This is a genomic window from Halobellus inordinatus (assembly GCF_024498335.1).
GTDB classification, from domain to species: domain Archaea; phylum Halobacteriota; class Halobacteria; order Halobacteriales; family Haloferacaceae; genus Haloquadratum; species Haloquadratum inordinatus.
Window position 1 is genome coordinate 1,455,090 of record NZ_CP101825.1, and the last position, 13,695, is coordinate 1,468,784.

At 65.3% G+C, this 13,695-nt stretch carries 13 protein-coding genes; 9 read left to right on the plus strand and 4 right to left on the minus strand.

Annotated elements, in window-relative coordinates:
- The first annotated feature begins 126 nt into the window (after positions 1 to 126).
- Complete coding sequence (locus NO362_RS07510; protein ID WP_256544756.1) at positions 127 to 564, plus strand: universal stress protein; 438 nt, start codon at positions 127 to 129, stop codon at positions 562 to 564.
- A 199-nt stretch (positions 565 to 763) separates the two neighbouring features.
- Here the strand turns inward: NO362_RS07510 and purH are convergent, their stop codons facing one another.
- Positions 764 to 2,353, minus strand: a complete 1,590-nt coding sequence (gene purH, locus NO362_RS07515) for a bifunctional phosphoribosylaminoimidazolecarboxamide formyltransferase/IMP cyclohydrolase (protein ID WP_256544757.1) — start codon at positions 2,351 to 2,353, stop codon at positions 764 to 766.
- Positions 2,354 to 2,520: 167 nt separating this feature from the next.
- Between purH and purB the strand changes: the two genes are divergently transcribed.
- The 5 genes from purB to NO362_RS07540 all read left to right on the plus strand — a co-directional run bounded on the left by purB (position 2,521) and on the right by NO362_RS07540 (position 6,963).
- Positions 2,521 to 3,930 (plus strand): adenylosuccinate lyase, encoded by a 1,410-nt coding sequence (gene purB, locus NO362_RS07520; protein ID WP_256544758.1) that lies wholly within the window; start codon positions 2,521 to 2,523, stop codon positions 3,928 to 3,930.
- Between the two features lie 48 nt (positions 3,931 to 3,978).
- On the plus strand, positions 3,979 to 5,058 hold the full coding sequence (locus NO362_RS07525; protein ID WP_256544759.1) for a glucose 1-dehydrogenase: 1,080 nt from the start codon (positions 3,979 to 3,981) through the stop codon (positions 5,056 to 5,058).
- Positions 5,042 to 5,686, plus strand: a complete 645-nt coding sequence (gene gfcR / locus NO362_RS07530) for a transcriptional regulator GfcR (RefSeq protein ID WP_121568198.1) — start codon at positions 5,042 to 5,044, stop codon at positions 5,684 to 5,686. The genes NO362_RS07525 and gfcR overlap by 17 nt, the downstream gene beginning before the upstream one ends.
- A 135-nt stretch (positions 5,687 to 5,821) precedes the next feature.
- Entirely contained in the window at positions 5,822 to 6,163 is a 342-nt protein-coding gene (locus NO362_RS07535; RefSeq protein WP_121568199.1) for a glutaredoxin family protein, read from the plus strand.
- Positions 6,164 to 6,396: 233 nt separating this feature from the next.
- Positions 6,397 to 6,963, plus strand: a complete 567-nt coding sequence (locus NO362_RS07540) for a DUF7110 family protein (protein WP_121568200.1) — start codon at positions 6,397 to 6,399, stop codon at positions 6,961 to 6,963.
- A gap of 105 nt (positions 6,964 to 7,068) precedes the next feature.
- Here the strand turns inward: NO362_RS07540 and NO362_RS07545 are convergent, their stop codons facing one another.
- Entirely contained in the window at positions 7,069 to 8,406 is a 1,338-nt protein-coding gene (locus NO362_RS07545) for a hypothetical protein (protein ID WP_256544760.1), read from the minus strand.
- A gap of 197 nt (positions 8,407 to 8,603) precedes the next feature.
- Between NO362_RS07545 and NO362_RS07550 the strand changes: the two genes are divergently transcribed.
- The gene (locus NO362_RS07550) at positions 8,604 to 9,137 is read left to right on the plus strand and encodes an amino acid-binding protein (protein ID WP_121568202.1); all 534 of its coding nucleotides are present in this window, start codon (positions 8,604 to 8,606) and stop codon (positions 9,135 to 9,137) included.
- Positions 9,138 to 9,278: 141 nt separating this feature from the next.
- Here the strand turns inward: NO362_RS07550 and NO362_RS07555 are convergent, their stop codons facing one another.
- Positions 9,279 to 10,022: a type I 3-dehydroquinate dehydratase gene (locus tag NO362_RS07555; protein ID WP_121568203.1), complete on the minus strand. Its 744-nt coding sequence runs from the start codon at positions 10,020 to 10,022 to the stop codon at positions 9,279 to 9,281.
- A 124-nt stretch (positions 10,023 to 10,146) separates the two neighbouring features.
- Between NO362_RS07555 and NO362_RS07560 the strand changes: the two genes are divergently transcribed.
- The gene (locus tag NO362_RS07560; protein WP_256544761.1) at positions 10,147 to 11,478 is read left to right on the plus strand and encodes a glycerate kinase type-2 family protein; all 1,332 of its coding nucleotides are present in this window, start codon (positions 10,147 to 10,149) and stop codon (positions 11,476 to 11,478) included.
- A 30-nt stretch (positions 11,479 to 11,508) separates the two neighbouring features.
- Here the strand turns inward: NO362_RS07560 and NO362_RS07565 are convergent, their stop codons facing one another.
- Complete coding sequence (locus tag NO362_RS07565) at positions 11,509 to 12,519, minus strand: 2-hydroxyacid dehydrogenase (RefSeq protein ID WP_256544762.1); 1,011 nt, start codon at positions 12,517 to 12,519, stop codon at positions 11,509 to 11,511.
- Between the two features lie 203 nt (positions 12,520 to 12,722).
- Between NO362_RS07565 and NO362_RS07570 the strand changes: the two genes are divergently transcribed.
- On the plus strand, positions 12,723 to 13,694 hold the full coding sequence (locus NO362_RS07570; RefSeq protein ID WP_256544763.1) for a phosphoadenosine phosphosulfate reductase family protein: 972 nt from the start codon (positions 12,723 to 12,725) through the stop codon (positions 13,692 to 13,694).
- Position 13,695 lies beyond the last annotated feature (1 nt).

Genomic DNA, 13,695 nt, shown 5'->3' on the forward strand with positions numbered 1-13,695 from the left:
GGAACGAGGGAGAGATATACTCTCTGCCGGCGCGCCCTTAGCGTATCGCAGGCACCGGCCCACCGCTCCCGCACGGCGACAACCGGGGGACCGTTCAAGAGGGTGCCGTCCGAACGGCGAGACGCGATGTACGATCACATTCTCGTTCCCACCGACGGCAGCGACGGGACCGCACAAGCGCTCGACCACGCACTCGACATCGCAGCGACGCGAGAGGCGAAAATCCACGCGCTCTCGGTGGTCGATCGGCGGCTCTATCTGGCCGCCGGCGAGGAACAGAAGCCCGACCTGAAGGCGACGATGGAGGAAGACGCCCACGAGGCGGTCGAAGAAGTCGCCGAGGCCGCGGCGGAGGCTGGCGTCGAGTGTACGACGACCGTCCGCGACGGTATTCCGTACCGCGCGATTCTGGATTACGCCGCCGAGAGCGACGTCGACCTGATCGTGATGGGGACGCACGGCCGCTCCGGGCGAGACAAACTCGCGAATCTCGGCAGCGTCACCGAGCGCGTCGTCGAGAACACCGACGTGCCGATCCTCGTCGTCCGGATGGATTCGGAGTAGGGAGTCGCTCCGAGCCGATCTCCGCAGCCGGTCGTTTCAGACCGATTTTACTTCGCTTGGTCAGCGTGCCGGAAGTCGCGTGAGACTCGCTCCGCTCGTCTCACTGACTTTCGACACTCCTTCGCTTGGTCAGCGTGCCGGAAGTCGCGTGAGACTCGCTCCGCTCGTCGCACTGACTTTCGACACTCTTTCGCTTCGCTCAGTCGTGTCGAAAGCACCGCCGCCCGGTGAAGACCATCGGAATCCCGCGCTCGTCGCAGGCCTCGATGACGTCCTCGTCGTTGACAGAGCCGCCGGGCTGGATGACGGCGGACACGCCCGCGTCGGCGGCCTCCTCGACGCCGTCGGGGAACGGGAAGAAGGCGTCAGACGCCATCACGGCGCCGTCGGCGTTCTTGCCCTCGGCGTGCTCGTCGGCCTTCATCGCGGCCAGTCGGACGGCGTCGACGCGGGAGACCTGACCCATCCCGACGCCGACGGTCTCGGTGCCGTCCGCGAAGACGATGCCGTTCGATTTGACGTGCTTCAGCACCTTCCAGGCGAACAGCATCGTCTCCAGTTGTTCCTCGGTCGGTTCGGTCTCGGTGACGACTTCGATGTCCTCGCGATCGGGCGCCCACAGGTCGCGCTCCTGGACGAGGCGGCCGCCGACGAGCGGCTTTTCGGTGAGGCTGTCGGTCCGGTCGCCGAGCGGGCCGACGTCGAGGACGCGGAGGTTCTCCTTCTCGGTGAGGACGTCGAGTGCGGCGTCGGTGTAACTCGGCGCGACCACGACTTCCTTGAACGAGTCGACGATCTCTTCGGCGGTCGCGGCGTCGCATTCGCGGTTGAGCGCGACGATGCCGCCGAAGGCGCTCATCGGGTCCGTCGCGAGCGCGTCGGCGTAGGCGTCTGCGAGGGTGTCCGCGGTCGCACAGCCTGCGGGATTCGTGTGCTTGATCACCGCGGCCGCGGGTTCGTCGAACTCCTTGATCAGGTTCAGCGCGGCGTCGGCGTCGTTGTAGTTGTTGTACGACAGGCCCTTCGCGCCCTCGTTCAACTGCGGGGCGTCGACGACGCTCGCCTCGTCGACGGCGGCGTCGGCGTAGACCGCGGCGTCCTGGTGGGGGTTCTCGCCGTAGCGCAGTTCGGCGACGCGGTCGTCGGAGACGACGCGGCGCTCGGGGAACTCGCCGCCGTCGTCGCCGTCGACGGTCACGGACAGTTCGTCGCCCTCGCTCTCGACGTGGAGGCGATCCTCCGCGAACCAGCGGACGGCGCGCGGGTACGCCGTGAACTCCGCGTCGTGGAGGACGCGCGTCTTCAGCGAGTCGGTGTCGTCGTCGGCGTAGACCGGCACCGACTCTTGGGTGACGACCGGCCCGGCGTCGACCTCGTCGGTGACGACGTGGACGGTACAGCCGGTCACGCTGACGCCAGCGTCGAGCACCTGTTCGTGGGCGTCCATTCCGGGGAACGACGGGAGCAGCGACGGGTGGACGTTGAGCGTCGTCGGCGCGGCGTCGAGGAACGTCTCGGTGAGGACGCGCATATAGCCGTCCAGACAGACGAGGTCGAAGTCGTAACTCGACAGCGCGTCGAGGACGCGCTCCTCGTGTGTCTCGCGGGATTCGTCGTCGTCGCGCTCGACGACTTCCGTGGGGATGCCGCGCTCGGAGGCGGCGTCGAGGACGGGCGCGCCCTCGTGGTTCGCCACGACGACGGCGAGTTCCGCGCCGCCGGGGCGTCGATCGTCGATGTGCAGGAGGTTTCGTCCGCGATTGCTCGCCAGGCCGGCAATCTTGGTCATACTCGTGGGGCCTCGCGCAGATAGTAAGTCAGTTGCGGTCTCGCCGGCGCCGATATACACAATTGCGGATAGGTGCGTCCGAAAATCGGTCTGTAACCCCGAGAAATATGCACAGGAGTGGGATATTCATCGACACGCTTTTTTAGCGCACTGCGGAGACTCAGCGTATGGACGACCTCTCCCGTTCCGACCCGCTCGCGGCAGTCTCGCCGCTCGACGGGCGATACGCCGGCCGAACCGCGCCGCTCGTGCCCTACGCCAGCGAAGCGGCGCTGATGCGAGCGCGGCTCCGCGTCGAGGTGGAGTACCTCCTCGCGCTGGCGGATCTGGACGCTACGTCGCTCTCGCTGACCGACGAGGAGCGCGCCGACCTCCGCGCCGTCGTCGACGACTTCGGCGCCGACGACGCGGACCTCATCAAGCGCCTGGAGACCGAAGGCGCCGAGGGGTTCAGCGCGACCAACCACGACGTGAAGGCCGTCGAGTACTTCCTGCGCACGAAGACGGACGAGCGCGTCCACCCGTGGATCCACTTCGGGCTCACTTCCGAGGACGTGAACAATCTCGCGCAGCGACTGCTCGTCAAGCCCGCCGTCGAAGACGTGTTGCTGCCGGCGCTGACGGCCGTCCGCGACGAACTGGTCGACCTCGCCCACGAGTACCGGGACACGCCGATGCTCGCGCGAACGCACGGACAGCCCGCGACGCCGACCACCTTCGGCAAGGAGATGGCCGTCTACGCCGCGCGCCTGGGGACGACGATGGGGCGCGTCGTCGACGCCGCGGACGACCTCTCGGGCAAACTCGCCGGCGCCTCCGGCACGTACGCGGCGCACGTCGCCGCCTACCCCGACGTCGACTGGCGCGCGTTCTCCCGCTCGTTCGTCACCGGTCTCGGTCTCGACCACACCGCGCTCACGACGCAGGTGAACCCCTGCGACGACCTCGCGTCCGTCTTCGATGCGCTTCGGGGCGTGAACAACGTCCTCTGTGACCTCGACCGCGACATCTGGCTCTACGTCTCGGACCGCTACCTCGGACAGGAGGCCGCCGAAGGCGAGACGGGGTCGTCGACGATGCCGCACAAGGTGAACCCGATCGACTTCGAGAACTCCGAGGGGAACCTCTCGAAGGCCAACGCTGACCTGACGTTCCTCGCCGACTACGTCACGACCTCACGCCTCCAGCGCGACCTCTCGGACTCGACGGTGAAACGCAACATCGGCGCGGCGTTCGCGCACTGTCTGATCGGCTACGGGAAGACCGAGGCGGGACTCGGAAAAGTCGTGCCCAACGAGACGGTGATGCGCGAGGAACTCGACGCCCATCCCGAACTGATCGGTGAGGCCGTTCAGACGATCCTCCGGCGCGAGGGCGACACGGAAGCCTACGAGCGTGTCAAGGAACTCACGCGCGGCCGCGACGTGACGCTCGAAGACTTCCGCGACCTCTTCGACGACCTCGACGTCGACGACGACGTCCGCGCGGAACTGCGCGCGCTCTCGCCGGCCGAGTACGTCGGCGTCGGCGACGCCCTCGTCGACGATCTGGACGACGACACCGGAGCACAATATTAACTCATAGTGGAATAAATCTTTTATCTGCACCACGCGTTAGCTTGAGGTATGCACGCGATCGCAGTCGAGCGCGGGGCGAACCGTCCGGTCGTCGTCGAAACCGAGCGGCCGGTGCCCGGCGTCGGCGAGGCGCTGGTCCGGACGCTCCGGGTCGGCGTCGACGGGACGGACCACGAGGTCATCGCCGGGGGCCACGGCGACTTCCCGACGGGCGAGGATCACCTCGTATTGGGCCACGAGGCGGTCGGCGTCGTCGAAGACGCCGGCGACACGCGATTTTCTCGGGGCGACGTGGTCGTCCCCACGGTTCGCCGACCGCCGAACGGGTCGAACCCGTACTTCGCGCGCGGCGAACCGGATATGGCTCCCGAAGGCGCCTACCACGAGCGCGGAATTTCTGGGGCGCACGGATTTATGTCGACGTACTTCACCAGCCCCGAGGCGTATCTGGTCGAGGTTCCGGCGTCGATCGTCGACGTCGGCTTCCTCGTCGAACCGCTTTCTGTGGCCGAGAAGGCGGTCGAACTCGCGTACGCGTCGCGCTCGTCGTTCACCTGGGAACCGGAGTCGGCGCTCGTCCTCGGCAACGGGAGCCTGGGCCTGCTCACGCTCGCGATGCTCCGCGACCAGTTCGACTTCGACCGGCTCTACTGTCTCGGCCGCCGGGACCGCCCCGATCCGACGATCGACATCATCGAGGCGCTCGGCGCGACCTACGTCGACTCCCGGGAGACACCGCTCGCGGAAGTCCCGGCCGCGCACGAGCCGATGGACCTCGTCTTCGAGGCGACGGGCTACGCGAAGCACGCCTTCGAGACGATCGATGCGCTCGCGCCCAACGGCGTCGGCGCGCTGTTAGGAGTCCCGGGCTCGTGGGAGTTCGAGATCGACGGCGGGAAACTGCACAGAGAACTCGTGATGCACAACAAAGCGCTCGTCGGGAGCGTCAACTCGAACGTCCGACACTTCGAGTCCGCGACGGAGACGCTCGCGACGCTCCCGGCGTGGTTCCGTGACGCGGTCGTCACTGGTGTATACGATCTAACCGAGTTCGAGGCGGCCTTCGGCGACGACGACACCACTATAAAAACCGCCGTCCAATTCAGCGCGTATGAAGAACGTCGATGATCTCATCTCGAGTGCGGCCGAACTCGCCGAACGCGGTCTGTCGAAAGGCGAGATCGCCGACGAGCTGAACGTCTCCCGGGAGACGGCCAGTTGGCTGGTCGAACGCAGCGGCTCGAACAACTACGAGCCTGAACCGGTACAGCCCGAGGACAACGGCGGCGGCCCCCACGACATCCACGTCGACTGGAGCGCGATCGGCCGCGACTCCCAGCGGCTCACACACATCGGCCGAGCGATGGCCGACCTCCTGGTGAAAGAGGGCGAGGAAGTCGATCTGACGATCGGGATCGAGAAAGCCGGCGCGCCGCTCGCGACGGTCGTCTCGACGGAACTCGACACTGACCTCGGTTCGTACGCCCCGGCGAAACACCAGTGGGAGGAAGGCGACATCGAAGACCTCGGCGGGTCGTTCTCGCGGAACTTCGCGCAGATCCGCGACCGCGACTGCTACGTCGTCGACGACACCATCACTTCGGGAACGACGATGCGAGAGACCGTCGAGTCGATCCGCGAGGAGGGTGGCAACCCCGTCGCCTGCGTCGTCATCGTCGACAAACAGGGCGTCGAGGACATCGAGGGCGTGCCGGTCTACTCGCTCATCGACGTCGTTCGCGTCGGCAACGAGTAAGAGCGGGCCAGGGCCGCGCTCGCACCGTATCCGCGAGTGTTTAACGGTCGCCGACTCCCGCTCGGACCGTCGAGCGGGACGGCCCGAACTTCGGGCGACGCAATCCATTTCAGGACTGGACGCATACGTCGCTCTATGACGTTCCAGCCCGGTGCGGATATGAGCGACGACGAAGTACGAGCGCGCGTCGACGACGCCATCGAGTCGAACGACGTCGTCCTGTTTATGAAGGGGAACCGGCTGATGCCCCAGTGCGGCTACTCCCAGCGCGCGGTCAATCTCATCTCCCAGTACGTCGACGAGTTCGAGACGATCGACGTGCTCCCCGCCCTCGACCAGTATCGGAGTGCGCTCGAAGATCACAGCGGCTGGGAGACGATTCCCCAAACGTTCGTCGCCGGCGAGTTCGTCGGCGGCAGCGACATCCTCGCAGAGCTCGACGAGCGGGGCGAACTCGAAGCGACGCTCGACGCGTAAGTGACGGAGGCATCGCTGTCGTCCGAGATTTCCCACCCGCACGAATATGGGTTCCGAGACGCAGTGATTCGTTTGTCCGGAGTTCGAGCCATCAACTACCCTGTGGGTTTCGCGTCTGCTCGCGGACGCCGCCGCGAATCAAAGGGTAGACCCTATAAGGCCCCGGCACCTACCACTACACAGGTACCGACGTCGCGTCGCGTCCGTTCGTACGGGTACCACCCAAAGTAACTATGTCAGGCCGCGTATACCGACTTCACTCGACACTGGAACTGCCCCTCGAAGAGGTCGAAGAGTACCTGAACGGTGACCCGGAACTGCCGCCCGAGGTCGACGACGTCGAGGTGACCCGTCGGAACAACACGCTCATCCTCAAAGCCGTCGCAGCCGAGGACAATCTGAGCAAGTACACCCCGACGGCACAGTTGAAAGCCAGCATCACAGAGAACCGCGTCTACGAGGAAGAGCCGCCGCGCGCGGGCGCACCGCGCTGGGAGGAAGAAGAAGAGGAGATCCCTTCCGAACTCGTCGAGTTCGCCTGTTTCAAGGGCGACCGCGAAACCGTCCTTCAGAACACGGCGCTGCAGTATCCGATGTTCCTCGTGCTGCGCGAGATCGCGCTGCTCGCCGAGAAGGGCACGCTCACCGCGATCACCGAACTCGATGGCGAACTCACGGCCCACCGCATCGTCGAAGGCGAAGAGCGCCCGGCGAGCATCGAGGTCGTCGAGAACCCCTCGAAGAGCGAGAACGGTTCTAACGGCGTGAACTGGCGCGACAACAAGTTCATCTCCGACTGAAATCCACCACCGGTCCGCAGCGACTGGTCACCGCCGGATTCTCACCGACTCCCGATCGTCCGATGCTGAACTCCGCGAGCGCCGGCTTCGGGCTTCGTTCCCGTATCAGCGACGGTCTTGCTTGTACGGTGCCGGTGCGACGGTCGCCCGGATCTCCGCCGTCTTGTGGCGTTCGACGGCTCTGTTTTCACTTCCGTCTGCCTCGCCCCAGGTGAGCGTCACCTCGGTCCCGGGATCGCTGTGCTCAGTGTCGACGAGCGCCAACGAGAGCATCTCGCGGTGGTTGTTGATGTAGCTCATCCACTTCGAGACGCCGACGGTCTCGCCGTCTTTCCGCACCTCGTCGTAGTGGCACGCCGAGGAGCGCGGGACCGGGAGATCCATAAATTTCCTCGTCTCGCCGTCGCGGAACAGCGAGTGGAAGACGTCGACGACGTCCCCGTCGTTCCAGACGAGCGTCACCTTCTCGCGGTCGGGGTCGTCGATCTCCGCTTCGAGAGCCGCCTTCCCCACGAAGTCGTGATCGAAATCGACGATGTGGCCGTACCCGACTTCGATGGGCGTGACGTAGTAGTCCTCGATGTCGGCGGCGTCGTAGCTCCCGCCGATCGAGATGAGGCCCTGGCGAAGGTCGAGCCACTCTCTGAACCCCTGCATCTCCTCACCCGAGTAGATCGCCGGCACCGGAAGCGGAAGCCACCCGAGCACGACGTTGGCGCTCTGATAGCTCTTCGAGCCGAGCCGCCGGATGCCGTGCTCCTCGCCAGCGTCGAGAACGGCCTCTCTCACGGCGTCAGCGTTCGCGTAGCCGCCCCAGAACTCGAACCCCGCTTCACCGGCCATCCCGTGCCGGAGGAGAAACGCCTCGTTGCCGTCGATCGTGACCTCCTCGAACCTGAAGAATCCCAGGTCGGGGAGCGGCCCGTCGATGGCCGCCCGCATCACGTCGACGGCGTCCGGCCCCTGCACCTGATAACGGAAGTTCTCGGGGTCCCGTCCCGTCGCGACCGGGCGGCCCTGCATCTCCGCGTCGACGTCGTATTCGCCGGTCTCAGCCTGATACAGCAGCCAGTGATGCGCCGCTGCCGCGCCAACGCTGAGGAAGTTCGCCTCGCCCTCACGGAACAGGATGGCATCGCCGATCAGGTAGCCGTCCGGGTTGGCGACGACGAGCTGTTTTGCCTGACCGACGTCGAACGTCTCGAAGTCGTTGACGGCGTAGTCGGCGTACAGTTCGATCGCCTCCGTGCCCTGGATCCGTAGATCTGTCATATGATATGACTGGTCGGCAAACGCACAGCTCTCCTGCCACGCGCGCTGTTCTTCGATCCAGTGCGTGAACTCGTCCGGGAGTTTCGTGAACTGTCCGAGACCGAGGTCACGGAGGAGGTCGACCGGGCTGTCGGCTGCTCGGAGTGCGTCTTCTAGGGTACGATCTGACATAGATGTCAGTACGTGCATTGGTACATATCCTCATAATCGTTTGTGAGGTTCGACTGGTGAGTTCAAATCGGGTTTTCGAGGTCGCTGACCGGTCCGAGAACTGACCGCGTCCGGCGACTGCATTCGGCAGTATACTTATTTCCGCTCCGGGGCTGGATTTCAGGTAATGCACGCAACGAACGGACGGTGGTCGAACGATGAGTGACGCACAGACGGACATCCGTGCGTACACGCTCCGTCTGGAGTTGGTCGACGAACCGGGCGAACTCCTCCGCTCGCTCGGCCCGATCGCCGAGAACGGCGGGAATCTGCTGTCGATCTTCCACGAGCGGGGCAACGTCACCCCACGTGGACACATTCCCGTCGAGGTCGACATCGAAGCGACACCGGATCGCTTCGAGAAGATCATCGACGGCCTCCGTGACGCTGGCATCAACGTGGTCCAGGCGGGGACCGAGCGATACAGTGAGGGACTTACTGTCGTGCTGTCGGGACACCTCATCGACACCGGCCTCTCGGATACCCTCTCGCGGATTCAGGAGGCGACGAACGCGACGGTGACGGATCTCTCGCTTGCGGCACCGGAGGGCACGGCCGACGTCTCCAGCGCGCGCATCGACATCGCTACCGAACGGGGGGCGACCGAGGAGGTCCTCGAAAAGCTCCGCTCCATCGCCGAGGAGAAGGAGCTACGGCTGGTCGAGCCGCTCCCGACGAGTGCGAGCGTCTGATAGGGACTATCGTAAGTCCTCATAGATTTCTCGCCGGACGGGACGGCGAGAATCTCCGAACAGTTACGATAATCCCTATGAGTGTCGCGATCGACCGGAGCAAAACAGCCGTTTAAATCCTCAGAACCGGAAGCGCGTCGGTCAGTTCGGGAGCGTGAGCTCGGACGGGACGGTCACGTCGTCCTCTATGGCCTCGATGCGTTCTAGCTTCGTCCCGTCGATCCTCGTCGCCTCGATAAGGGCGGCGAGTTTGCCCAGCGGAATCTGGCCCGGTGCGTACTCGCTGTCGTCCGACAGCAGCGGCGCGTAGCCCAACTTCGAGCCGTAAATGTGACCGACGACGCGGGTGTGGCTTCCGATCTCGCCCATCGCGATCCCGGCGGCGTCGAGACCGGATTCGGTGGCCTCGTGCAGCGCCGAAAGTAGCGTGAGCGTATCCGAGAGGTCCTTCGGATACGTTGCGACCTTCGCGATGTCACCGTAGCCAGCACACTGATCGAAGATCGCGGTCAGGACGTCCCCGTCCGGCGTCGTCTCGAAGTCGTGATGCGAGATAATGAGACGGACGTCGTTCTGGCGGAACTCCTCTAAGATCCACTCTTTCGCGCGAGCCGTCTCCAGTTCGATGTCGACGTACGCGACCGAGTCGAATCGGGATGCAGCAAAGAGCGTGTCCAAGCGTCCGGTGTCCTCGGCTTTGCCGCCGAACCACTGGTTTCGGTTCGTCGCGATGATCGGTAGTTCGCCGTCGTATGCCTCTAACTGTTCGATCGGCTTTTCGGCCTTGTCGATCCGGAATTCGACGATGTCCGCAGCCCCCCGAGCCTCTGTCTCCCGTGTGAGGTCGTTTGTCGTAGCTGCAAGGGCGAAGTCGTCGATCTTCATGTCACGGAGTAGCACCCTACTCGTTATAAGTTTGCTCATCAACCGAAGTGGTCGTCGTCGGTCACGTTGGGAGACCCCACGGAGTGGCAACCGATCTTATGTGCCTCTCATCTCGAATACAGGTATGACCGACTCCGCCGATCGCAATTCGCCGACGACTGCCGACACAGCGCTCGAAGCCGTGCGTGCCGGAATCGGTGCGGCCCACCCGGAGAGGGTCCTCCGAGAGACAGTCACTGTCGACGGAGACCGACTCCGGATCGACGATCGAACGTACGATCTCACGGCGTACGACGACGTGATCGTCCTCGGCGGCGGCAACGCCGCTGGCACGGTCGCGAGCCACCTCGCAGACCGCCTCGACGGGTATCTCACCGATGGTGTCGTCGTTACGGACGATCCGGCGCCCGCCGATCCGATCGAGATCGTCGTCGGCACCCACCCCGTCCCGAGCGACGCCAACGTCGAGGGTGCGCGCCGCGTTCTCGAACGGGCGCGCGAGGCCGGTGCGGAGACGCTCGCACTCGTCGCCGTGACTGGCGGCGGCAGCGCCCTCCTCTCGGCACCGGCCGACGACGTCCCGCTCGCAGACCTCCAGACGCTCACCGAGGAACTTCTCCAGTCGGGTGCGCCGATCGATCGGATCAACAGCGTTCGGAAGCACGTCTCGGTGCTGAAAGGAGGCCAGTTGGCTCGCGCCCTCGCGCCGGCAACGACCGTCGGCCTCGTCTTCAGCGACGTCACCTCCGGCGACCCCTCTGTCGTCGGGAGCGGGCCGCTCTCGCCGGATCAAACCACCTATGCCGACGCGCTCGCCACGCTCTCGGAGTACGGCGTCGACGCCCCGGCGTCCGTCAGTCGCCACCTCCAGCGCGGCGTCGAGGGCGACATTCCGGAAACGCCAGGGGCTGACGACCCCGCGTTCGAGCACACGTCGATCCACGTCGTTGCGGACAACTTCACCGCGCTCGCGGCCGCACGTGACGTCTGCCGCGAGGCGGGGTTCGAGACGATCGTGCTCTCTTCGTCCGTTCGCGGCGAGGCCCGCGAGGCCGCGAAGACGCACGTCGCGATCGCCGAGGAGGTCCGGCGAAGCGGCAATCCCGCGACGTCGCCGGCGGCGATCCTCTCCGGCGGGGAGACGACCGTCACGGTCGCGGGCGACGGCTCCGGCGGTCCGAATCAGGAGTTCGCACTCAGCGCCGCGATCGAACTCGCAAGCGCCGACGGCGCCGAGGCGGTACTGGCCGCCGTCGACACCGACGGGATCGACGGCCCGACCGACGCGGCTGGCGCCGTCGTCGACGCAAATACCGTCGGCGATGTCCAACGTGCGCGCTCACTGCTGGCCGCAAACGACGTCCACGACTACCTCGACGAGCGCGGGGCGCTCGTGCGGACCGGACAGACCGGCACCAACGTCAACGACCTCCGCGTGCTCCTCGTTCCGGCGTGAGCGCGCGGCAGAGCGAGGTTCCCGTACTGGCTATTCCAGTCCAGCGTCGCGAAGCGCGGAGTTCGGGAGTTCCTCGCCGTCGATGCCGGCTTCGACGTTCGCGGCCGCCATCTCGGCGACCCGACTGCGGGTATCGATACTCGAACTCCCGATGTGCGGTGTCACGACCAGCTTTTCCGGCGCGTGTCGCATCAGATCGTGGTCCGCCGGAAGCGGCTCCGGGTCAGTCACGTCGAGCCCCGCGCGGCCGATCCACCCCTCTTCGAGTGCGGTGTCGAGCGCGTCGGTGTCGACGATCTCGCCGCGAGCCGTGTTGACGAGGACCGCGTCGTCGGACATCTGTCGGAGTTCCGCTTCGCCGATAAGACCCTCCGTCTCGTCGAGGAGCGGGACGTGCAGCGAGACGAAGTCGCTGTCGGCGAGCAGTGCGTCGAGTTCGACGTACGTGGCGTCGACGCCGATCTCGGCGAGTTCGTCCTCGCGCTCGGGCTTGGGATTTCGCCCCGTGTACAGGACGTCCATCCCGAATCCGGCCGCGCGGCGGGCCGTGGCGAACCCGATGCTCCCGAGGCCGACGATTCCGAGCGTGGCGTCGTGAACGTCCGCACCCATCAGCAGTGTCGGATCCCAGGCCTCCCACTCGTCCGCCGCCACGTACTCGTGGGCCTCGACAGTCCGTCTGGCCGCAGCCATCAGGAGCGTCCAGGCGAGATCGGCTGTCGTCTCGGTCAGCACGCCCGGGGTATGCCCGACGGCGATGTCGCGCTCGGCGGCCGCCCCCACGTCGATGTGGTCGTACCCGACCGAGAACGCGCTGACGACGGCGAGGTCGGGGGAGGCGTCCAGTACCTCGGCGTCGATCTCGTCGGAAACCATACAGACGAGCCCTTCGGCGTCGAGTTCGCGGAGCTTCGATTCGATGTGTGTCTTCTCTGGGGGGAGCGTTCCGTCCCAGACGACGACCTCGTACTGCTCACGGAGTCGTTCGACCCCGGAACCGGGAATCTCCCGCGTCACGTAGACCGTCGGTGTGGTGCTCATCGTCGCCGTCTCTCCGACGTGAGGGCAAAGTTCTTTGGAGTCGACGCGGCGCGCGGTTCCACGCTTCACACATTCTGTCCGACAGTATCAGATCCCCCCGAACTGCGGCGTGCCGACTTCGACCGGTTTGGTTCCGCCTCCTTCGATCAGGGAGTTCCGATGTCAAAAAGCATTTAGCGGTACTAATTATATGTAATTACACGATGTCAGACGCGTTCCCCGACTACCTCGACGTCGACTACACCGACGGCGAAGGTGAGACGCCCGCGGACTATCCGACGATTCAGGACAAAATCGAGAAGGCAATCGAGGTCACGAAGCAGGGCCTCGAACAGTACGAGACGCCGGCCGTGATGTGGACCGGCGGCAAGGACTCGACGCTCACGCTGTACTTCATCAAGGAGGTCGCCGAGAAGTACGACCTGGAGACGCCGCCGGCGGTCTTCATCGACCACTTCCAGCACTTCGACGAGATCCACGACTTCGTGGACCACTGGGCTGAGGAGTGGGACCTCGACGTGGTCTACGCTCGCAACGAGGACGTCGGCGCGTACGTCGAGGAACACGGCCTCGAACCCGGCGACGACATCGAGATCTCGGAGCTCTCTGAACACAACCAACACCACGTCCGCGACCTGCTCGAATACGAGGAGGACACCTTCCCCTTCCTGCTCGACACCTACGTCGGCAACCACCTGCTGAAGACTGTCGCGCTCAACGACGCGCTCGAAGAGTACGACGTCGACGGCGTCATCTCCGGCGTCCGCTGGGACGAACAGGAGGCGCGTGCCGACGAGACGTTCTTCTCCCCGCGCCACGACCCGGACATCTACCCGCCGCACGACCGTATTCAGCCCATCCTCCAGTTCGACGAGGCGTCCGTCTGGGAGGCGTTCTGGAACTTCGTGGTTCCGGACACCGTCGAGGGCTACCCCGACGAGGGCTACGTGCCCCAGAGCGCAGACGACCTGCCGAACGGGCTCACGATGGACGACATCCCGGTCTCGCCGAAGTACTTCGCCGGCTTCCGTTCGCTCGGCAGCGAGGTCTCGACGGACAAGACGACCGAGGAACCGGCGTGGCTCCAGGATATGGAGAACACGACCGAGCGCGCGGGTCGCGCCCAGGACAAAGAGGACCTGATGGAGCGACTCCGCGACCTCGGCTACATGTAAG